Raw genomic sequence first — 20,244 nt, 5'->3', positions numbered from 1 at the left:
CGAGATCCCCGACCGTCGGGGACGGCCCCACGTCCCGCCACCGGAAGACCTCCCCATGTACTCCCTGCTGTTCCGCCTGGTCCTCGCGCGCCTCGACCCCGAGCGGGCGCACCACCTGGCGTTCGCCCTGATCCGCTCCGTCGCCCGCGTCCCCGGCCTGCGCGCCCTGGTCGCGGCCGTCCTCGCCCCCTCCCGGCGCCAGGCGCGCGCCCTGCGCACCGAGGCGTTCGGGCTGACCATGCGCGGCCCCTTCGGACTCGCCGCCGGCTTCGACAAGAACGCGGTCGGCGTCGACGGGCTCGCCATGCTCGGCTTCGACCACGTCGAGATCGGCACCGTCACCGCGCAGGCCCAGCCCGGCAACCCGAAGAAGCGGCTGTTCCGCCTGGTCGCCGACCGCGCCCTGATCAACCGCATGGGCTTCAACAACGACGGCTCCGCCGCGGTGGCGGCCCGCCTCGCCGGACGCCGGGCCGTCTTCCCGACCACCGTCGGCGTCAACATCGGCAAGACCAAGGTCGTCCCGGAGAGCGAGGCCGTCGGCGACTACACGACCTCCGCCGGGCGACTGGCGCCGTACGCGGACTACCTCGTCGTCAACGTCTCCTCGCCCAACACCCCCGGCCTGCGGAACCTCCAGGCCACCGAGCACCTGCGGCCCCTGCTGACGGCCGTGCGCGCCGCCGCCGACGCCGCGGAGCCCACCCGCCGCGTGCCGCTGCTGGTCAAGATCGCCCCGGACCTGGCCGACGAGGACGTCGACGCGGTCGCCGACCTCGCCGTCGAGCTGGGCCTGGACGGCATCATCGCCACCAACACCACCATCGCCCGCGACGGTCTGGGCCTGACCACCGACCGCGCGGAGATCGAGGCCATCGGCGCCGGCGGCCTGTCCGGCGCGCCGCTGAAGGACCGCTCCCTGGAGGTGCTGCGCCGGCTGTACGCGCGCGTCGGCGACCGCATCACCCTGGTCGGGGTCGGCGGGGTGCGCACCGCCGACGACGTCTGGGAGCGCATCCTGGCCGGCGCCACCCTCGTCCAGGGCTACAGCGCCTTCGTCTACGAGGGCCCGACCTGGTGCCGCCGCATCCACCGGGGCCTGGCCGCGAAGCTGGCCGCGAGCCCGTACGCCACCCTCGCCGAGGCCGTCGGCGCCGACACCCGGAAGGTGACCTCCCGATGAGCACCCCCGCCTCCCCGCAGCCGTCCCCCGAGCCCTTCGGCGCCCGCCTGCGCCGCGCCATGGACATCCGGGGCCCGCTGTGCGTGGGCATCGACCCGCACGCCGCGCTGCTCGCCGCCTGGGGGCTCGACGACGACGTGGCGGGCCTGGAGCGGTTCACGCGCACGGTCGTGGACGCCCTCGCCGACCGGGTGGCCGTTCTCAAGCCGCAGTCCGCCTTCTTCGAGCGCTTCGGCTCGCGCGGCGTCGCCGTGCTGGAACGGGCGATCGCCGACGCCCGCTCGGCCGGGGCCCTGGTGCTCGCCGACGTCAAGCGCGGCGACATCGGCTCCACCATGGCCGCCTACGCCGCCGCCTACCTCGACCCGGGAAGCCCGCTGTTCTCCGACGCGGTGACCGTCAGCCCCTACCTGGGGTTCGGCTCGCTGCGGCCGGCCCTGGACGCCGCGCGGGCGGCCGGTTCGGGCGTCTTCGTGCTGGCGCTCACCTCCAACCCGGAGGGCGCCGAGGTACAGCGCGCCCGGACCGCGGGCGGGGCGTCGGTCGCGCGGACGGTGCTGGACCACATCGCCCGGGAGAACGCCGGCGCGGAGCCGCTGGGCTCGGTGGGCGCGGTGGTGGGCGCCACCCTGGGCCGGCTGGACGTCGACCTGGCGGTGAACGGTCCCCTGCTCGCTCCGGGGCTGGGGGCCCAGGGGGCCGGCGCGGAGGACCTGCCCGTGGTCTTCGGCGACGCCGTGCGCAACGTCGTGCCGAGCATCAGCAGGGGGATCCTCGGGCGGGGGCCCTCGCCCGAGGCCCTGCGGGAGTCCGCGGCGCGGGAGACGGAACGTCTCGTGAAGGTCCTGGGGTGATTCTCCGGAGTTCCGGGGTGACTCTCCGGGCCCCGCGGGAGGCCCGGGACGGCCGGGAAACCGCGTCATCGACCCTCCCGATCGGTTTTTTGTCCGTAAATGTCCCTCTCGACTTCAGTCTGACCTGGACTTTTCGTCTGTTCTCGCTGACTCTGGCGCTCAGTGCCGCTAGTCTCCGACGAAGAGCACCGCGGACCCCGGGGCCTCCTCGGGTCCAACGGGCCGGATCCGGGGTCTTCCCAGGTCCGGAGAACCCGGGGAACGTGTTGCTCTTTGCTCCGCAGGTGCGGGGCTACTAGGTTCCTCACCGATCCATATCCGACCAGTTCTACTTCCGAGGTGACGTAGGCGTGGCTCTTCCGCCCCTTACCCCTGAACAGCGCGCAGCCGCGCTCGAGAAGGCCGCCGCGGCTCGCCGGGAGCGCGCCGAGGTCAAGAACCGACTGAAGCACTCCGGCGCCTCGCTCCACGAGGTCATCAAGCAGGGCCAGGAGAACGACGTCATCGGCAAGATGAAGGTCTCCGCTCTCCTGGAGTCCCTGCCCGGCGTCGGCAAGGTCCGGGCCCGCCAGATCATGGAGCGGCTCGGCATCTCCGAGAGCCGCCGGGTGCGTGGCCTGGGCTCCAACCAGATCGCCTCCCTCGAGCGCGAGTTCGGCGGCGGCTCCGCCTCCTGACGTTTCCGGGCTTCCCCGGGAACCGGGATAATCGCCGTATGAGTGAACGTCCGCGGCTGACCGTGCTCTCCGGCCCCTCCGGGGTCGGCAAGAGCACGGTCGTCGCTCATCTGCGCAAGGTCCACCCCGAGGTCTGGCTCTCGGTGTCCGTCACCACCCGCAAGCCCCGTCCCGGGGAGCGGCACGGCGTCCAGTACTTCTTCGTCGACGACGGGGAGTTCGACAAGCTGGTCGCCAACGGCGAGTTGCTGGAGTGGGCCGAGTTCGCGGGCAACCGGTACGGGACCCCCCGGAAGGCCGTGCTGGAGCGGCTGGAGGCGGGCGATCCGGTGCTCCTGGAGATCGACCTCCAGGGCGCGCGCCAGGTGCGCGCGTCGATGCCCGAGGCCCGGCTCGTCTTCCTCGCCCCACCGAGCTGGGACGAGCTGGTCCGGCGGCTCACCGGACGGGGCACCGAGTCCCCGGAGGTCATCGAGCGGCGGCTGGAGGCGGCCAGGACGGAGCTGGCGGCCGAGTCCGAGTTCGACGTGACCCTGGTCAACACCTCCGTCGAGGACGTCGGCCGCGAGCTGCTAGCCTTGATGAAGGATTCGTGATCGTCGCCGGACCGCCCCGGGCCCCGGAGCGCCGGCGGTGGGCTCCCGGCCCCGGGACACCCGGCACAGGGTCTCGTCGGAGTCGGTTCGGACACCACCGGGCCCGGCCGTCTCGATCACTGACCGTCTTATCCACCGCAGCGGAAGGTAGAGCGTGTCCTCTTCCATGACCACGCCCGAGGGCATCATCAACCCGCCGATCGATGAGCTGCTTGAGGCCACCGACTCGAAGTACAGCCTGGTGATCTACGCCGCCAAGCGCGCGCGCCAGATCAACGCCTACTACTCGCAGCTCGGCGAGGGCCTGCTGGAGTACGTCGGCCCGCTGGTGGACACCCACGTCCACGAGAAGCCGCTGTCGATCGCGCTCCGCGAGATCAACGCGGGCCTGCTGACCGCCGAGTCCACCGACGCTCCGGCGCAGTAGTCGGCGCGGCGGTCGTCGGGCCGCCGAGCGGCGGCCGCATCGGCACACACCACGACCACGGGCCCGGCAGTCGCACTGCCGGGCCCGTGGTGTGTCATGGGAGGCCGACGGCGCGTCCACGCGTCCCGCGGGACGCGCGGACGCGCGACGGCCGAGGCCACGGAAGCGGGGAGAGGCGAGGGATGGACATCACCGGCAAGCCCAGGGTGGTCCTGGGGGTCAGCGGCGGCATCGCCGCCTACAAGGCGTGCGAGCTGCTGCGGAGGCTGACCGAGTCCGGCCACGACGTACGGGTGGTGCCGACCGCGTCGGCGCTGAACTTCGTCGGCGAGGCCACCTGGTCGGCGCTGTCGGGTCACCCCGTGGCGACCGGGGTCTGGGAGAGCGTCCACGAGGTCCCGCACGTCCGCATCGGCCAGGAGGCCGATCTGGTCGTCGTCGCGCCGGCCACCGCCGACACCCTCGCCCGGGCCGCCCACGGCCTCGCCGACGACCTGCTGACCAACACGCTGCTCACCGCCCGCTGCCCGGTGGTCTTCGCGCCCGCCATGCACACCGAGATGTGGGAGCACCCCGCCACCCGGGAGAACGTGGCCACGCTCCGCCGCCGCGGCGCGGTGGTCGTCGAGCCCGCGGTCGGCCGGCTGACGGGCAAGGACACCGGCAAGGGGCGGCTGCCGGACCCGGTCGAGATCTTCGAGGTCTGCCGCCGGGTCCTCGCCCGCGGCGCCGCGGGCACCGAGCCGGACCTGGCCGGACGCCACGTCGTGATCAGCGCGGGCGGCACCCGGGAGCCGCTGGACCCGGTGCGCTTCCTGGGCAACCGCTCCTCGGGCCGGCAGGGGTACGCCCTGGCCCGCACCGCCGTGGCGCGCGGCGCGCGGGTGACCCTGGTGGCCGCCAACACCGCCCTGCCCGACCCCGCCGGCGCGGACGTCGTGCGGGTGGGGACGGCCCTCCAGCTGCGGGAGGCCGTGCTGAAGGCCGCGGCGGACGCGGACGCGGTCGTCATGGCCGCGGCCGTGGCCGACTTCCGCCCCGCCCACTACGCCCAGGGGAAGATCAAGAAGCAGGAGGGCCGGGACCCGGAGCCGGTCGCCCTGGTCCGCAACCCCGACGTCCTGGCCGAACTCTCCTCGGCGCGGGCCCGCCCCGGGCAGGTGGTCGTCGGCTTCGCCGCCGAGACCGACGACGTCCTGGCCAACGGTCGCGCCAAGCTCGCCCGCAAGGGGTGCGACCTGCTGGTCGTCAACGAGGTGGGGGAGGACAAGACGTTCGGCTCGGAGGAGAACGAGGCCGTCGTCCTGGGCGCGGACGGCAGCGAGACGCCCGTGCCGCGCGGCCCCAAGGAGGCCCTCGCCGACACCGTGTGGGACAGGGTCGTCCACCTGTTGGACAGGGAGTGAGCGACCGACGGGCCGCGCCGTCGCGTCGTGCCAGGTGAACCGCGCCCCGCGAGGACGCCCCTGCGCTCCGCGCGCCCCCCGTGACACGCCGTGAATGTGTCGGTGTGCGAGACGCCGTGGTCGCTTCGCGGAAAGCTACGGATAAACTGACGACGGACCGTGCCCGGGAGCAGCCCGGTACCGGCCCACAGACGACATCAGCCAGCAGCCGCTGCAACCCCAGGGAGCGATGTGTCCCGCCGCCTGTTCACCTCGGAGTCCGTGACCGAGGGCCACCCGGATAAGATCGCCGACCAGATCAGCGACACCATTCTCGACGCTCTGCTCGCCCAGGACCCGACCTCCCGGGTCGCCGTGGAGACGATGATCACCACGGGTCTGGTCCACGTGGCCGGCGAGGTGACGACGCAGGCGTACGCGGACATCCCCACCCTGGTGCGCGAGAAGATCCTCGCCATCGGCTACGACTCCTCCAAGAAGGGCTTCGACGGCGCCTCGTGCGGGGTGTCGGTGTCCATCGGGGCGCAGTCCCCGGACATCGCCCAGGGCGTGGACGAGGCGTACGAGACCCGGGTGGAGGGGGACGAGGACGAGCTGGACCGGCAGGGCGCCGGCGACCAGGGGCTGATGTTCGGCTACGCCTGCGACGAGACGCCCGAGCTGATGCCGCTGCCGATACACCTGGCCCACCGGCTCTCGCGCCGCCTGAGCGAGGTGCGCAAGAACGGCACCGTCCCCTACCTGCGCCCGGACGGCAAGACGCAGGTCACCATCGAGTACGCCGGCGACAAGGCCGTGCGGCTGGACACCGTGGTGGTCTCCTCCCAGCACGCCTCCGACATCGACCTGGACTCGCTGCTGGCCCCCGACATCCGCGAGTTCGTCGTGGAGCACGTGCTGGGCGAGCTGGTGGCGGACGGCATCAAGCTGGACACCGACGACTACCGGCTGCTGGTCAACCCCACCGGGCGGTTCGAGATCGGCGGCCCGATGGGCGACGCCGGCCTGACCGGCCGCAAGATCATCATCGACACCTACGGCGGCATGGCCCGCCACGGCGGCGGCGCGTTCTCCGGCAAGGACCCCTCCAAGGTGGACCGGTCGGCGGCGTACGCGATGCGCTGGGTGGCCAAGAACGTGGTGGCCGCCGGGCTGGCCTCCCGCTGCGAGGTCCAGGTGGCGTACGCCATCGGCAAGGCCGAGCCGGTGGGCCTGTTCGTGGAGACCTTCGACACCCACACCGTGGACGTGGAGAAGATCCAGCAGGCCATCTCCGAGGTCTTCGACCTGCGCCCGGCCGCGATCATCCGCGACCTGGACCTGCTGCGCCCGATCTACGCCCAGACCGCCGCCTACGGCCACTTCGGCCGCGAGCTGCCGGACTTCACCTGGGAGCGCACCGACCGCACCGACGCCCTCCGCAAGGCCGCCGGCCTGTAAGGGCGCGCGGGGCGACCGCACCACCGACACGGCCCGGCCCACGGCGGTTCCCCCGTCGTGGGCCGGGCCGTGTCGGTGGTCTCTGGTAGGACTGAAGGCTGTGAGCAGCGAGAACGGACGGCCCCGAAAGTCTCCGGCGGAGGAGCCGCCGGGGGGAGAACAGCTCGCGCTGATCCGGGAGACCGTCCGCCGGGCCAAGCCCCCCCGGGCCCGTCCGCGCACCTGGCGCGGCGCCGAACTCGCCCCGCGCGATCCCGTCGCCCGCGTCCTGGTCGACAAGGGGCTGCTCCACCTCGACCGCCTCTTCGACTACTCCGTCCCCGCCGCCATGGACGCCGAGGCCCGGCCCGGCGTACGGGTGCGGGTGCGCTTCGGCGCCGGCGAGCGGGGCGGGCGGCGCGAGGGCGGCGGGCTGGTCAACGGCTTCATCGTCGAGCGCCGCGCGGAGTCGGACTTCCCCGGTGTCCTCGCCCCCATCGCCCAGGTCCTCTCCCCGGAGCCCGTCCTCGGGCCGGAGCTGCTGACGCTGTGCCGGGCCGTCGCCGACCGCTACGCCGGGGCGCTCGCCGACGTCGTCCAGCTCGCCGTGCCCCCGCGCATGGCCCGTGCCGAGAAGGCCGGGGCGGACGCCGGGCGGACGGCGCCCCCGCCGGCGCCGCCCGGACCGGGGCCCTGGACGCGCTACCCCGCGGGCCCCGGCTACCTGCGGGCGCTCACCGCCGGGGAGGCCCCCCGCGCGGTGTGGACGGCGCTGCCCGGGCCGCGCTGGCCCGAGGAGCTGGCCCGCGCGCTGGCCGCGACCCTGGCCTCCGGCCGCGGTGCGCTCGCCGTCCTGCCCGACGGACGGGCCGTCGCCCGGGTGGACGCCGCCCTCACCGCCCTGATCGGGGACGGCCGGCACGTGGTGCTCACCGCCGACGCCGGAGCCGAGACCCGTTACCGCCGCTGGCTCGCCGTCAACCGCGGGGTGGTGCGCTGCGTCGTCGGCACCCGGGCCGCGATGTTCGCGCCCGTGCGCGACCTGGGGCTGGTCGCGATCTGGGACGACGGGGACTCCAGCCACCGCGACCCCCACGAGCCGACGCCGCACGCCCGCGAGGTGCTGCTGCTGCGCGCGGCCCGGGAGAAGTGCGGCTTCCTGCTGGGCGCGCACGGCTGCACCGTGGAGGCCGCCCAGCTCGTCGAGACCGGCTGGGCCCGCCCGCTGGCCGCCGACCGGGACGCGGTGCGCGCCACCGCGCCCCTGGTCCGCACCGTCGGCGACGGCGACGAGGCGCGCGACCCCGCCGCGCGCGCCGCCCGGCTGCCCACCCTCGCCTGGGACACCGTGCGCGAGGCCCTCCGACGGGGCCCGGTGCTGGTGCAGGTGCCGCGCCGCGGCTATGTGCCCCGGCTGGCCTGCGCGCGCTGCCGCGAACCCGCGCGGTGCGCCCGCTGCGCGGGCCCCCTGGAGGCCACCGGCGGCGACGCCCCGCCCACCTGCGGCTGGTGCGGCACGGCCGCACCGGAGTGGGCCTGCGCGGAGTGCGGCGGAAGGAGGCTGCGGGGCCGGGTCTTCGGGGCCCGCCGCACCGCCGAGGAGCTGGGCCGCGCCTTCCCGGCCGTCCCCGTCCGCACCTCCGGCCGCGACCACGTCCTGGAGACGGTGCCCGACCGGCCCGCGCTGGTGGTCAGCACCCCCGGCGCGGAACCGGTCGCGGAGGGACCGGGCTACGCGGCGGCGCTGCTGCTGGACGGCTGGGCGCTGCTCTCCCGTCCCGACCTGCGGGCGGCGGAGGAGGCGCTGCGCCGCTGGCTGGACGCCGCGGCGCTGGTCCGTTCCCGCGCCGAGGGCGGCACGGTGGTCGTGATGGCCGAGCCGACGCTGCGCCCCGTCCAGGCGTTGGTGCGCTGGGACCCGGCCGGGCACGCCCGGCGCGAACTGGCCGAGCGCGCCGAACTGGGCTTCCCGCCGGTGTCCCGGATGGCCGCGGTGACCGGGCCGCCCGAGGCCGTCGCCGAACTGCTGGCCTCGGCCGACCTGCCCGCCGACGCCGAGATCCTGGGGCCGGTGCCGCTTCCGGCGCCCCCGCCGGGACGGCCCCGGCGCCCCGGCGCCCCGCCCGCAGACGAGCGGTGGGAGCGGGCCCTGGTGCGGGTGCCGCCGGGCAGCGGCGCCGCGCTCGCCGCCGCCCTCAGGACGGCGCAGGCGGCCCGGCTCGCCCGCCGCGCGAGCGCGCCCGTCCGGGTCCGTGTCGATCCGGACGACATCGGGTGACGGCACCGGGGCCCGCCGCCCCCGTCCGCGCGTCCGGACGCGCGCACGCCGGGTACGGACGGACGTGCCGGGTACGGACACGAGGCCGCCCGGCGTCCGGCCGAGGGTGCGGTCGGCACGGACGCCGGGCGGCGGGATACGGCTGAGAGGGGATCAGCCGTTGCGAGGGCCGGGGAACGCGCCCGACCGGGAGTCCGACGGCGGCTGCGCCGGCCTGCCGGGCAGGGAGGAGGCGGCGGGTGCCGGTGCCGCGCCCTGTCCCACGGCCACGGTGCGGGTGGGCCCCGCGGGGGGCTCCTCGCCGGGCGGAACCCGCCGCGGCGCCTCCGCTCCCTCCGGGGCGGCCGGCGCGGCGCCGCGCCGCGCGCCGTAGCGGCGGTGGACGGCCTGCTTGGTCACGCCGAGCGCCGAACCCACCGCGTCCCAGGAGAACCCCAGCGAGCGGTCGAACTCCACCGCCGCCGTCACCAGCGCCTCCACGCTGTCGCGCAGCTCCTGGGCGAGCCGTACGGTGGGCGCCGGAGCCCTGCCGTAGACGACGAAGCCCGTGGCGGGGCCCGTGCGGCGCGGCCGGTAGACGTTGCCGAGCTGCGCGGTGAGCGTGCGCAGCGCGTCCACCTGCCGGCGGACCCGCTCGATGTCCCGCACCAGCAGGTGCAGACTGGCCCGTGTCCGGGCGTCGGGGGTGGCGTGGTCGGCCATGGGCAAGCCTCTCGAAACCGGCGTGGGAAGGATGGCCGCTGCCGCGGCCCGTTTCGGTCAAGCTGCATTGACCAACGCCGCATCGGCCACCGGGGTCACGCTGCGGGGGCGTGCGCACGGCCGTGGGAGCGGCACGCCGGGTGCCGTACGCCCCCACGGTGCGGGGCCGTGACGCGCCGTAGACTGGTGGGCCGTTCCGCGCACCCCGTGCGCGCTGCCGTGCGTCCCCCGCGCATCGACGCGGTTCCGCCGTTCGCGAGAGGTAGTTCCACACCGATGAGGCTCGTCTTCGCCGGCACCCCCGAGGTGGCCGTACCCGCCCTCGACGCCCTGATCGCATCGGAGAGGCACGAGGTCGCGGCCGTCGTCACCCGGCCCGACGCGCCGGCCGGCCGCGGACGCCGCCTGGTGGCGAGCCCGGTCGCGCAGCGGGCCGAGGAGGCCGGGATCGAGGTCCTCAAGCCGGCCCGCCCCCGCGACGAGGACTTCCTGGCCCGGCTGCGCGAGATCGCCCCCGACTGCTGTCCGGTCGTCGCCTACGGCGCGCTGCTGCCCAAGGCCGCCCTCGACATCCCGCCCCGGGGCTGGGTCAACCTGCACTTCTCGCTGCTGCCCGCCTGGCGCGGCGCGGCCCCCGTCCAGCACGCGATCATGGCCGGGGACGAGGTCACCGGCGCCGCCACCTTCCTGATCGAGGAGGGGCTCGACTCCGGACCGGTCTACGGGGTGGTCACCGAGGAGATCCGGCCCACCGACACCAGCGGGGACCTGCTGACCCGGCTCGCCTTCGCGGGCGCCGGGCTGCTGGTCGCCACCATGGACGGGATCGAGGACGGCACGCTGCGGGCCGTCCCCCAGTCCGAGGAGGGCGTCAGCCTCGCCCCCAAGATCACGGTCGAGGACGCCCGCGTCGACTGGTCCGCCCCCGCCCTGCGCGTGGACCGGGTGGTGCGCGGCTGCTCGCCCGCGCCCGGCGCCTGGACCGTCTTCCGCGGCGAGCGGCTGAAGCTGCGGCAGGTCGCCCTCGCCCCCGACCGCACCGACCTGGCCCCCGGCGAGTTGGCCGTCGGCAAGAACACCGTGCACGCGGGGACCGGCTCGCACGCCGTCGAACTGCTGTGGGTCCAGCCGCAGGGCAAGAAGCCGATGGCCGCCGCCGACTGGGCGCGCGGGGTGCGCATCGCGGCCGGGGAGCGGCTGGGGGAGTGACCGGACGGGGCGGCCGACCGGCGACGTAGGCTGGGGGAACGCGTCCGTCGGGCGCCCCCCACCGCGCCCCGTCCCCCAACCCAGCCGGAGCAACCGTCCCGTGAGCAGTCGGCCACGCCGCCCCGCCAGGCCCCACCGTCGCCCGAAGAAGGACCCCGTACGCCTGATCGCCTTCGAGGCGCTGCGGGCCGTCGACGAGCGCGACGCGTACGCCAACCTCGTCCTGCCCCCGCTGCTGCGCGAGGCCCGCGAGCGCGGGGACCTCGACGGGCGGGACGCGGCGCTGGCCACCGAACTGGTCTACGGCACCCTGCGGTGGCAGGGCACCTACGACGCCGTCGTCGCCGCCTGCGTCGACCGGCCGCTGCGCGAGGTGGACCCGCCCGTGCTGGACGTCCTCTCGCTCGGCGCCCACCAGCTGCTGAACACCCGCATCCCCGCCCATGCCGCGGTCGGCGCCACCGTGGAGCTGGCCCGGTTCGTCCTCGGCGAGGGGCGGGCGAAGTTCGTCAACGCCGTGCTGCGGAGGATCGCCGGCGACGACCTCGACGGCTGGCTGCGCAGGGTGGCCCCGCCCTACGACGAGGACCCCGAGGAGCACCTGGGCATCGTCCACGCCCACCCCCGCTGGATCGTCTCCGCCCTGTGGGACGCGCTCGGCGGCGGCCGCAAGGACGTCGAGGCGCTGCTGGAGGCCGACAACGCCCGCCCCGAGGTGACCCTGGTGGCCCGTCCCGGCCGCTCCCGCGCCGAGGAGCTGCTGACCGGGGACGCCGTGCCCGGCCGCTGGTCCCCGTACGCGGTCCGGCTCGCCGAGGGCGGCGACCCGGGCGCGATCGACGCCGTGCGGGAGGGACGCGCCGGGGTGCAGGACGAGGGCAGCCAGCTCGTCGCGCTCGCGCTGGCGAACGCCCCCCTGGAGGGCGACGACCGCCGCTGGCTCGACGGCTGCGCCGGACCGGGCGGGAAGGCCGCCCTCCTGGGCGCGCTGGCCGCCGAGCGGGGCGCCGCCCTGGTCGCGTCCGAGAAGCAGCCGCACCGCGCCCGCCTGGTCGCCCGCGCCCTGCGCGGCAACCCCGGCCCGTACCAGGTGATCACCGCCGACGGCACCCGTCCCGCCTGGCGCCCCGGCTCCTTCGACCGGGTCCTGGTCGACGTGCCCTGCACCGGGCTCGGCGCGCTGCGCCGCCGCCCCGAGGCCCGCTGGCGCCGCCGCCCCGAGGACCTGGCCGGCTTCGCCCCGCTCCAGCGCGGCCTGCTCACCGAGGCGCTGCGGGCCGCCCGCCCCGGCGGCGTCGTCGGCTACGCCACCTGCTCGCCGCACCCGGCCGAGACCCGAGCGGTCGTCGAGGACGTGCTGAAACACGAGAGCGCCGAGCCGATCGACGTCCGCCCCCTGATGCCCGGCGTGCCCTCCCTGGGCGACGGGCCCGACGTCCAGCTGTGGCCGCACCTCCACGGCACCGACGCGATGTACCTCGCCCTGCTGCGCCGCACCTGACGCGCCGTCGGAAAGCCCGTCGGAAGCCCGTCGGCGGGACCGTCGGCGAACCCGTCGGCGGGCGGGCGCGGGAACGGCCCGCGAACGCCGGACGAACGCCGGAGGGCGGCCCGGGGGCGGGGGGTCGGAGACGGCGGGAGGACGACATACTGGGGCCATGGTTCAGATCAACCCCAGCATCCTGTCCGCCGACTTCGCGCGCCTGGCCGACGAGGCGCAGCGCGTCGGAGGACCCGAGGGCGCCGACTGGCTCCACGTGGACGTGATGGACAACCACTTCGTCCCCAACCTCACGCTCGGCGTCCCGGTCGTCGAGTCGCTGCGCAAGGCGACCGACACCCCGCTGGACTGTCATCTGATGATCGAGGACCCCGACCGCTGGGCGCCGCAGTACGTGGAGGCCGGGGCCGGGTCGGTCACCTTCCACGTCGAGGCCGCCACCGCGCCCGTGCGGCTGGCCCGCGAGATCCGCGCCAAGGGCGCCCGCGCCTCCATGGCGCTCAGGCCCGCCACGCCCATCGAGCCGTACGAGGACCTGCTGCCCGAGCTGGACATGCTCCTGGTGATGACCGTCGAACCGGGCTTCGGCGGCCAGGCGTTCCTCGACGTCATGCTGCCCAAGATCCGCCGCACCCGGCAGCTCATCGACAAGCACGGTCTCCAGCTGTGGCTCCAGGTGGACGGCGGTGTGTCGGCCTCCACCATCGAACGGTGCGCCGAGGCGGGCGCGGACGTCTTCGTGGCGGGCTCGGCGGTCTACGGCGCGGACGACCCGGCCGCGGCGGTGCGGGCGCTGCGCGAGCGGGCCGAGAAGGTCCGGGGCGCGGCCGGGGGAGGGTGCTCCCACTGAGACGGGCCACCCGGCACCCCGCATGGGTGCACCGTGCACGGAGTGAATCAAGGTCACCACGGATCTGCGAGGATGAACACGCAGGGTGCGTACGGCACGTACAGCAGTACGGCGGAACGGTAGCGAGGTGAGTGCGGTGTCGACCGGGCGGTCAGCCACGAGAATGGGTCCCGCCGAGCTGATGCAGGCGGCGGCCATGGCGCGCCGCTTCTACCTGGAGGGCAAGTCCAAGATCCAGATCGCCGACGAGTTCGGCGTGAGCCGCTTCAAGGTGGCCCGGGTGCTGGAGACCGCCCTGGAACGCGATCTCGTGCGCATCGAGATCCGCGTCCCGGCCGAACTGGACGCCGAACGGTCCGACGCGCTGCGCGCCCGCTACGGGCTGCGGCACGCCGTCGTCGTCGAGTCGCCCTCGGACGCCGCCGAGGACGCCGCCGATCCGGAGAACCTCGGCGAGGTCGCCGCCGACCTGCTGGGCGAGCTGGTCACCGAGGGGGACGTCCTGGGCCTGGCCTGGGGGCGTTCGACCATCCACATGGCCACGGCGCTGCACCGCCTGCCGCCGTGCACCGTCGTGCAGCTCACCGGCGTCTACGACGCGGGCACCGCCGAACGCGGCTCGGTGGAGGCCGTCCGCCGCGCCGCGGCCGTCTCCGGCGGCGAGGCCCACCCCATCTACGCGCCGATGCTGCTGCCGGACGCGGCCACCGCCGCGGCGCTGCGCGGCCAGACGAGCATCGCCGCGGCGTTCGAGTACTTCGACAAGGTGACCGTGGCCGCGGTGTCCATCGGCTCCTGGGAGCCGGGCGTCTCCACCGTCCACGACATGCTCGGCGAGGAGGAGCGCGCCCACTACGCGTCCCTCGGCGTCGCCGCCGAGATGTCCGCCCACCTCTTCGACGCCCAGGGCCGGCGCATCGGCCGCGACCTGGGGGAGCGCTGCATCACCGTCGAGGCCGACCGGCTGCGCCGCGTCCCCGAGGTCATCGCCATCGCGGGCGGTCGCCGCAAGGCCGCGGCGATCGGCGCGGTGCTCCGCTCCGGCCTGGTGACCAGCCTGGTCACCGACACGGCCGCCGCGGACTACCTGCTGCACGAGACCGGCCCGGGCCCCTGGCCCGCGCTGGAGCGGGTGGACCCGGACGTGGGCCTCGCCGGCTGAGGAACCCTTCGAGGCCGGCCGGTCCACCGGACCGGCCGGCCCCCGGGCCTCGTGGGGTCCTGTGGGAAAGCACGACGACGGCCCCGTCGATCGGGCCTTCACCCGGAGCTTTCTCCGAGGTCGGACGTATGTGCGGTCGTGCAACAATGAAGTACGTGCGATTTCTCAACGACCAGCGGCCCCCGTACGACCTGACGTACGACGACGTCTTCATGGTGCCCAACCGCTCCGCGGTCGGCTCCCGGCACGGCGTGGACCTGTCGACGCCCGACGGGACCGGCACCACCATCCCGATCGTGGTCGCCAACATGACCGCGATCGCGGGACGTCGGATGGCCGAGACGGTCGCCCGCCGCGGCGGGCTCGTCGTCATCCCCCAGGACATCCCCCTCGACGTCGTCGCCGAGGTCGTCTCCTGGGTCAAGCAGCGCCACCTGGTGCTGGACACCCCCATCGTCCTGGAGCCCACCGCGACCGTCGCCGACGCGCTGGCCCTGCTGCACAAGCGGGCGCACGGCGCGGGCGTCGTCGTCGAGAACGGCCGGCCGGTCGGCGTCGTCACCGAGTCCGACCTGACCGGCGTGGACCGCTTCACCCAGCTCAACCGGGTCATGTCCCGCGACCTGCTGCTGCTCCCCGCCGACATCGACCCGCGCGACGCGTTCACCCGCCTGGACGCCGCGCACCGCAAGCTCGCCCCCGCCGTCGACGCCGACGGGAGGCTGGCCGGCATCCTCACCCGCAAGGGCGCCCTGCGCGCCACCCTCTACACCCCCGCGACCGACGCCTCGGGCCGGCTGCGCGTCGCCGCCGCCGTCGGCATCAACGGCGACGTCGCCGGGCGCGCCAAGGGCCTGTTCGACGCCGGTGTGGACACCCTGGTCGTGGACACCGCGCACGGACACCAGGAGTCGATGCTCTCCGCCCTGAGGACGATCCGCGGCCTGGACCCGCAGGTTCCCGTCGTCGCGGGCAACGTCGTCTCCGCCGAGGGCGTGCGCGACCTGGTCGAGGCCGGCGCCGACATCGTCAAGGTCGGCGTCGGACCGGGCGCCATGTGCACCACCCGCATGATGACCGGGGTGGGCCGTCCGCAGTTCTCCGCCGTCCTGGAGTGCGCCGCCGAGGCGCGCAGACTCGGCCGGCACGTCTGGGCCGACGGCGGCGTGCGGCACCCGCGCGACGTGGCCATGGCGCTGGCCGCCGGAGCCTCCAACGTCATGATCGGCTCGTGGTTCGCCGGGACGTACGAGTCCCCGGGCGACCTCCAGCAGAGCCCCGACGGGCGTCTGTACAAGGAGAGCTACGGCATGGCCTCCGCCCGCGCCGTGCTCAATCGCACCGCCGACGACTCCCCCTACGAACAGGCCCGCAAGGCGCTGTTCGAGGAGGGCATCTCCACCTCCCGGATGTTCCTGGACCCGGACCGGCCGGGCGTGGAGGACCTGATCGACTCCATCGTCGCCGGCGTCCGCTCCGCCTGCACCTACGCCGGCGCGGCCACCCTGGAGGAGTTCGCCGAGAAGGCCGTCGTCGGCGTCCAGAGCGCCGCGGGTTACGCCGAGGGCAAGCCCCTGCACGCCAGTTGGGCGTGAGACGGCGAGACCCGGCACACGCGCCCGCCGCGGCCCGCCCCCTTGTCGGGGCGGGCCGCGGTTGCTTCGATGGGCGCGTGAGCGGATGGACGCGTGAGGGATACGGCGGCACCGGAGCCGGGGCGATCACCCCCGACGGCTGCGCGGTGGAGGTGTACGCGCGACTGCCCGTCGGAGACGAGCCGGACGTCGTCGCCTCGGCCGTCCCCGCCGGAGCGAGCCTGCTCGAACTGGGCTGCGGCACCGGCCGGGTGACCCACCCGCTGCTGGAGCGCGGCTTCACGGTGACGGCCGTCGACGAGTCGCCGGAGATGTTGGAGCGGGTGCGCGGCGCCCGCACCGTGTGCTCGCCCATCGAGACGCTGGAGTTGGACGAGCGCTTCGACGTCGTCTTCCTCTCCTCCTTCCTGGTCCACGCGGGCGACGTCCGGGTGCGCGACGCGCTGCTGCGCACCTGCCGGCGGCACGTCGCGGACGACGGCTGCGTGCTGATCCAGCGCGAGGGGGAGGACTGGCACGACCGGGTGCCGCGGGAGCGCAGGGTCGGGGACGCCCTGATCCGGATCGCCTCCGCCGAGCCGACCGAGGAGGACCCCGAGGTGTCCTCCGTCCGCGCCGAGTACGTCTTCCCGGACGGGACGTGGACCCAGACCTTCCTCTCGCGCCGGCTGAGCAGGGAGCGCTTCGAGCGGGCGCTGGCCGACGCGGGCCTCGTCGTCGACGCCTACCTCACCGACGACCGGACCTGGGTGCGGGCGCTGCCCACGGGGTGACGTCCGGGGTTCCACGGGAGCGCCGGACGCGAAACGGGACCGACGCGCGGCCGGACGGTGCCCGTTCCGAGGTGACATGCGAAGCTCATGGGTAAAAGCCTCGTATGTGACCGATCCACAAGGAGCCACCCGCGATGGACCAGGGCACGGCGTCCCCCGCACCTCCTCCGCACACCGGGCTCGCGACGCGGCTGACGCGCCGCAAACCCGTCCGGCGGCTCGTCGCCGAGAGCGGCCAAGGAGAGGGGGGCACGCTGCGGCGCTCGCTCGGGGTGTGGCAGCTCACCATGATCAGCATCGGGGCGACCCTGGGCACCGGCATCTTCGTCGTGCTGGGAGAGGCCGTGCCAGAGGCGGGCCCGGCCGTCGTCCTCTCCTTCGTCCTGGCCGGGATCACCGCCCTGTTCTCCGCCCTGTCCTACGCGGAGCTGGCCGGCACCATCCCGGTCTCCGGCTCCGCCTACAGCTACACCTACGCCACCATGGGGGAACTGATCGGCTGGGTGATCGGCTGGTGCCTGATCCTGGAGTACGGCGTCTCGGTGGCCGCCGTGGCCGTCGGCTGGGGCGAGTACCTCAACGAACTCCTCGACGGCACCATCGGCGTCACCCTCCCGGCCGTCGTCTCCGCGCCGCCCGGCCACGGCGGGATCGTCAACCTCCCCGCCCTGTTGGTCGTCCTGCTGGCCATGGTCTTCCTGCTCGGCGGGGCCCGCGAGAGCGCCACCGCCAACGCCGTCATGGTGGTGATCAAGGTCGTCGCGCTGCTGATGTTCTGCGCCGTCGCCGTCACCGGCGTACGCGCCGGGAACTACACGCCGTTCGCGCCGCTGGGCCTGGCCGGCGTCAACGTCGCGGCCGCGACGCTGTTCTTCTCCTACATCGGCTTCGACGCCGCCTCCACGGCGGGCGAGGAGGCGAAGAACCCCCGGCGCGACCTGCCGCGCGCCATCATCCTCTCGCTGGTCGTCGTCACCGTGCTGTACTGCCTGGTCGCCGCCGTCGCGGTCGGCGCCATGCCCTGGCGGGACTTCACCGGCTCCGAGGCCGCCCTCGCCCGCGTCCTGGAGGACGTCACCGGCCACGCCTTCTGGTCCGTCCTGCTGGCGCTCGGCGCCGTCATCGCCATCGCCAGCGTCGTCCTGGCCGTCCTCTACGGTCAGACCCGCATCCTGTTCACCATGGCCCGCGACGGGCTGATCCCCTCGGTGTTCTCCCGGGTGCACCCGCGCACCGGAACCCCGCGCGCCAACACCCTCATCGTCTCCGCCTTCTGCGGCCTGCTGGCCGCCGCGATTCCGCTCGGCCGGCTCGCCGACGCCACCAGCATCGGCACGCTCTTCGCCTTCGCGCTGGTCAACCTCTCCGTCATCGTGCTGCGCCGCACCCACCCGGAGATGCCCCGCGGGTTCCGCGTCCCGCTCTCGCCCCTGCTGCCCCTGGTGGGCTTCGGCTTCTGCGTGTGGACGATGGTCGGCCTCGATCTGATCACCTGGACCGTCTTCGGGCTCTGGCTGGTCGTGGGCCTGGCGATCTACTTCGCCTACGGCATCCGCCACTCCCGTCTCGACGCGCTCGACGGGGAGGCCCGGTAGCGGGCCATGGCGCGGTGCTCGCTCGGCCGGACCCCCAGCGTCCGCTTGAAGGCGGCGCTGAGCGCGTAGGCGTCGGAGTAGCCCACCCGGCGGGAGTCGGCCCCGACCGTGGCGCCGGTCCGGGCGAGCAGATCGGCGGCCCGGCGGATGCGGTACTCGGTGAGGTACGCCATGGGGGCCGCCCGACCAACTCGCCGAACCGCCGGGCGAACCCGGCCCGCGAGGCGCCCACCCTGCCGGCCAGGTCGGCCACCGTCCACGGGTGCGCCGGGTCGTCGTGGATCAGTCGCAGGGCCGGACCGACCACGGGATCGCCGTACGCCCGGTACCAGGCGGGCGCGTCCGTCCGCCGGGAGTCGAACCACTCGCGCAGACCGCAGACGAGCAGCAGGTCGAGCAGCCGGTCCAGGACCACCTGCCTCCCCGGCGCGTCCCTGCGGATCTCCGCGGAGACCATGTCCGGCAACGGGCACCCGCCCGGCGACGCGGGGAGGTGGGCGACCCGCGGCAGCGCCGCCGACACACGGTGCGAGACGCCGCCCCTCACCCGGTAGGTGCCCTTGAGCAGGACCGTCGCGCCGGCCGGGTCGTCCTCGGAACGGCACATCGGCAACTCGCCCCCGACGACCCGCCCGTCCGCCGTGGTGCACTGTCCGGCGCCGTGGACCACGGCCAGGGGAGCCGTGTCGGAAGCGTCGGCGACGGTGTACGGTCCGGGCCCCGCGACGATCGCCACATCGCCGGTGCGCAGGGGGACCGCCTCGCCGCCGTCGGGCACCACCCACGCCTCACCCCCGAGCATGGCCGGCAGGGTCAGCGGCACCTCCTCCGTGAAACGCGGCGACCACGGCGGGCGTACGACCGACCGGTCGAAGACCACCCCCTGGGACCGGACGTCGCGCAACAGGTCCGACAGCACGTCCTCCACGGCCGGAAAGCCTGGACGGACGGACATCGAACCGAGACGGCCGGACATCGACCGCCCTGCGAGGGACCGGTTCACCGGGCGGCGTGACCACTTCACCCGTTTCCCCCTCCACCGCACCGATCCTGATCACAGGCGGCACCGGCAAGACCGGCCGCCGGGTGGCCGCCGGGCTCCGGCGGCGCGGTCTCGCCGCACGGGTCGCGTCACGGTCGGGCCCGGTGCGGTTCGACTGGGCGGACGAGTCGACCTGGGAGCCCGCGCTGTCCGGCGTCCGCGCCGTCTACCTCGTCGACGAGGAGCGGTACCGTCGCGAACCGACCGCCCGCGGTCACCCGGACGACTACGCGGACCTGACCGCCACCCTCTTCGCCCACATCCGCCGCGGCCGCAGCGCGGCGCTCTCCGACGGAGTGCGACGGGTCCTCGGCCGCGAACCCGTCGACTTCACCGACTGTGCCCGCCGCATCGCGGCGGCCCGGCGCGGGTAGCCACTCCCGGCCGTGCGCTTCCCCGCGTCCCGTCCGGCCGGCCGCTCAGGTGCACTCGTCGGACTTCCCGACGGCCTCGGCGTAGGCGGCGATGAGCTTCTTCATCGCCGCCTCGTCGGGGGTGCCCGGTTCATCGACCCTCGCCGCGACGAAGAGGTCGTCATCGGGCTTCCGCGGCTCGGGGCAGGTGACCTTCCCGATGGCTCCGGTAGCGGAGTAGAGGTATCGGCCGTCCTCCGTCTCCTTGTCGCCGGGCTCGACGTTGGGGAACACAGAGGCGAACTTGGCCAGTGGTGTCCCTTTCCGCCACCACTCGATGTTGAAGGTGAGGACCTGCGTGTCGTCGACGTAGACGAGGCAGCGCTCCATCCCGTCCGCCTTGTCGGAGAGGGTGGTGGAGATCTTGTCCCCCGGTGGGAGGAGGGGCTTCAGGAGGTCGGGGGAGACGGCCGTGCCGCACATGGCGGAGGGGATCTGGTAGTTCCTCTCCTGAGCGGAGCAGGCGGTCGCCCCGAGGCCGAGGAGCAGTGCTCCGACGACCGAGGCCGTAAGCCGGGGCCCTGATGGCATGTTCTCTCCTGGAGGTCTCGGCCCGATCCCT

The 20,244-nt window shown here is 74.7% G+C and carries 18 protein-coding genes and 1 pseudogene; 16 read left to right on the top strand and 3 right to left on the bottom strand.

Annotated features, from left to right (window positions below; translation table 11 throughout):
• Positions 1–55: 55 nt before the first annotated feature.
• From ABD335_RS10090 to ABD335_RS10055, 8 genes are all read left to right on the top strand, one after another.
• Positions 56–1,183 carry a quinone-dependent dihydroorotate dehydrogenase gene (locus ABD335_RS10090; protein ID WP_344321827.1) on the top strand — a complete coding sequence of 376 codons (1,128 nt, stop codon included), beginning with the start codon at positions 56–58 and terminating at the stop codon, positions 1,181–1,183.
• Complete coding sequence (gene pyrF / locus ABD335_RS10085; RefSeq protein ID WP_344321826.1) at positions 1,180–2,037, top strand: orotidine-5'-phosphate decarboxylase; 858 nt, start codon at positions 1,180–1,182, stop codon at positions 2,035–2,037. The genes ABD335_RS10090 and pyrF overlap by 4 nt, the downstream gene beginning before the upstream one ends.
• A gap of 350 nt (positions 2,038–2,387) precedes the next feature.
• The gene (locus ABD335_RS10080) at positions 2,388–2,714 is read left to right on the top strand and encodes an integration host factor (RefSeq protein ID WP_031507762.1); all 327 of its coding nucleotides are present in this window, start codon (positions 2,388–2,390) and stop codon (positions 2,712–2,714) included.
• Positions 2,715–2,752: 38 nt separating this feature from the next.
• Positions 2,753–3,310: a guanylate kinase gene (gene gmk, locus ABD335_RS10075; protein ID WP_344321825.1), complete on the top strand. Its 558-nt coding sequence runs from the start codon at positions 2,753–2,755 to the stop codon at positions 3,308–3,310.
• Between the two features lie 154 nt (positions 3,311–3,464).
• Entirely contained in the window at positions 3,465–3,737 is a 273-nt protein-coding gene (rpoZ, locus tag ABD335_RS10070) for a DNA-directed RNA polymerase subunit omega (RefSeq protein WP_344321824.1), read from the top strand.
• A 182-nt stretch (positions 3,738–3,919) separates the two neighbouring features.
• Positions 3,920–5,143 carry a bifunctional phosphopantothenoylcysteine decarboxylase/phosphopantothenate--cysteine ligase CoaBC gene (gene coaBC, locus ABD335_RS10065; protein WP_344321823.1) on the top strand — a complete coding sequence of 408 codons (1,224 nt, stop codon included), beginning with the start codon at positions 3,920–3,922 and terminating at the stop codon, positions 5,141–5,143.
• 231 nt (positions 5,144–5,374) lie between these two features.
• Entirely contained in the window at positions 5,375–6,583 is a 1,209-nt protein-coding gene (gene metK, locus ABD335_RS10060; protein WP_344321822.1) for a methionine adenosyltransferase, read from the top strand.
• Between the two features lie 100 nt (positions 6,584–6,683).
• Positions 6,684–8,840 carry a primosomal protein N' gene (locus ABD335_RS10055; protein ID WP_344321821.1) on the top strand — a complete coding sequence of 719 codons (2,157 nt, stop codon included), beginning with the start codon at positions 6,684–6,686 and terminating at the stop codon, positions 8,838–8,840.
• Between the two features lie 153 nt (positions 8,841–8,993).
• On the opposite strand, the gene ABD335_RS10050 is transcribed toward ABD335_RS10055, so the two are convergent.
• Positions 8,994–9,542, bottom strand: a complete 549-nt coding sequence (locus ABD335_RS10050; RefSeq protein WP_344321820.1) for a hypothetical protein — start codon at positions 9,540–9,542, stop codon at positions 8,994–8,996.
• Between the two features lie 276 nt (positions 9,543–9,818).
• On the opposite strand from ABD335_RS10050, the gene fmt reads away from it, so the two are divergent.
• From fmt to ABD335_RS10015, 7 genes are all read left to right on the top strand, one after another.
• Entirely contained in the window at positions 9,819–10,751 is a 933-nt protein-coding gene (gene fmt, locus ABD335_RS10045; protein WP_344321818.1) for a methionyl-tRNA formyltransferase, read from the top strand.
• A 100-nt stretch (positions 10,752–10,851) separates the two neighbouring features.
• A complete protein-coding gene (locus tag ABD335_RS10040; protein ID WP_344321817.1) occupies positions 10,852–12,252 on the top strand; it encodes an RsmB/NOP family class I SAM-dependent RNA methyltransferase in 1,401 nt (466 codons plus the stop codon).
• Between the two features lie 157 nt (positions 12,253–12,409).
• Positions 12,410–13,102, top strand: a complete 693-nt coding sequence (gene rpe / locus ABD335_RS10035) for a ribulose-phosphate 3-epimerase (RefSeq protein ID WP_344321816.1) — start codon at positions 12,410–12,412, stop codon at positions 13,100–13,102.
• Between the two features lie 163 nt (positions 13,103–13,265).
• Positions 13,266–14,264, top strand: coding sequence for a sugar-binding transcriptional regulator (locus tag ABD335_RS10030; RefSeq protein ID WP_344321815.1), 999 nt, complete (start codon positions 13,266–13,268; stop codon positions 14,262–14,264).
• A 146-nt stretch (positions 14,265–14,410) separates the two neighbouring features.
• Complete coding sequence (locus ABD335_RS10025; protein ID WP_344321813.1) at positions 14,411–15,859, top strand: GuaB1 family IMP dehydrogenase-related protein; 1,449 nt, start codon at positions 14,411–14,413, stop codon at positions 15,857–15,859.
• A gap of 77 nt (positions 15,860–15,936) precedes the next feature.
• Complete coding sequence (locus tag ABD335_RS10020; protein ID WP_344321812.1) at positions 15,937–16,632, top strand: class I SAM-dependent methyltransferase; 696 nt, start codon at positions 15,937–15,939, stop codon at positions 16,630–16,632.
• Positions 16,633–16,766: 134 nt separating this feature from the next.
• Entirely contained in the window at positions 16,767–18,227 is a 1,461-nt protein-coding gene (locus ABD335_RS10015; protein WP_344321811.1) for an amino acid permease, read from the top strand.
• Here the strand turns inward: ABD335_RS10015 and ABD335_RS10010 are convergent.
• Positions 18,176–19,182: pseudogene (locus ABD335_RS10010) on the bottom strand (AraC family transcriptional regulator). The gene ABD335_RS10015 and the pseudogene ABD335_RS10010 overlap by 52 nt on opposite strands.
• A 56-nt stretch (positions 19,183–19,238) precedes the next feature.
• Here ABD335_RS10010 and ABD335_RS10005 point away from each other — a divergent pair.
• Positions 19,239–19,643: an SDR family oxidoreductase gene (locus tag ABD335_RS10005; protein WP_344321810.1), complete on the top strand. Its 405-nt coding sequence runs from the start codon at positions 19,239–19,241 to the stop codon at positions 19,641–19,643.
• 45 nt (positions 19,644–19,688) lie between these two features.
• On the opposite strand, the gene ABD335_RS10000 is transcribed toward ABD335_RS10005, so the two are convergent.
• On the bottom strand, positions 19,689–20,213 hold the full coding sequence (locus ABD335_RS10000) for a hypothetical protein (RefSeq protein WP_344321809.1): 525 nt from the start codon (positions 20,211–20,213) through the stop codon (positions 19,689–19,691).
• Positions 20,214–20,244 lie beyond the last annotated feature (31 nt).

Source organism: Streptomyces macrosporus (assembly GCF_039533145.1).
Classification (GTDB): domain Bacteria; phylum Actinomycetota; class Actinomycetes; order Streptomycetales; family Streptomycetaceae; genus Streptomyces; species Streptomyces macrosporus.
This window is presented reverse-complemented; position numbering and strand designations above follow the sequence as displayed.

What these genes read in the sequence shown, in the direction of transcription:
- ABD335_RS10090 (WP_344321827.1), top strand. Translation starts at nt 56, where the DNA reads ATGTACTCCCTGCTGTTCCGCCTGGTCCTCGCGCGCCTCGACCCCGAG.
- pyrF (WP_344321826.1), top strand. Translation starts at nt 1,180, where the DNA reads ATGAGCACCCCCGCCTCCCCGCAGCCGTCCCCCGAGCCCTTCGGCGCC.
- gmk (WP_344321825.1), top strand. Translation starts at nt 2,753, where the DNA reads ATGAGTGAACGTCCGCGGCTGACCGTGCTCTCCGGCCCCTCCGGGGTC.
- coaBC (WP_344321823.1), top strand. Translation starts at nt 3,920, where the DNA reads ATGGACATCACCGGCAAGCCCAGGGTGGTCCTGGGGGTCAGCGGCGGC.
- ABD335_RS10050 (WP_344321820.1), bottom strand. Translation starts at nt 9,542, where the DNA reads ATGGCCGACCACGCCACCCCCGACGCCCGGACACGGGCCAGTCTGCAC.
- fmt (WP_344321818.1), top strand. Translation starts at nt 9,819, where the DNA reads ATGAGGCTCGTCTTCGCCGGCACCCCCGAGGTGGCCGTACCCGCCCTC.
- rpe (WP_344321816.1), top strand. Translation starts at nt 12,410, where the DNA reads ATGGTTCAGATCAACCCCAGCATCCTGTCCGCCGACTTCGCGCGCCTG.
- ABD335_RS10030 (WP_344321815.1), top strand. Translation starts at nt 13,266, where the DNA reads ATGGGTCCCGCCGAGCTGATGCAGGCGGCGGCCATGGCGCGCCGCTTC.
- ABD335_RS10025 (WP_344321813.1), top strand. Translation starts at nt 14,411, where the DNA reads ATGAAGTACGTGCGATTTCTCAACGACCAGCGGCCCCCGTACGACCTG.
- ABD335_RS10015 (WP_344321811.1), top strand. Translation starts at nt 16,767, where the DNA reads ATGGACCAGGGCACGGCGTCCCCCGCACCTCCTCCGCACACCGGGCTC.
- ABD335_RS10000 (WP_344321809.1), bottom strand. Translation starts at nt 20,213, where the DNA reads ATGCCATCAGGGCCCCGGCTTACGGCCTCGGTCGTCGGAGCACTGCTC.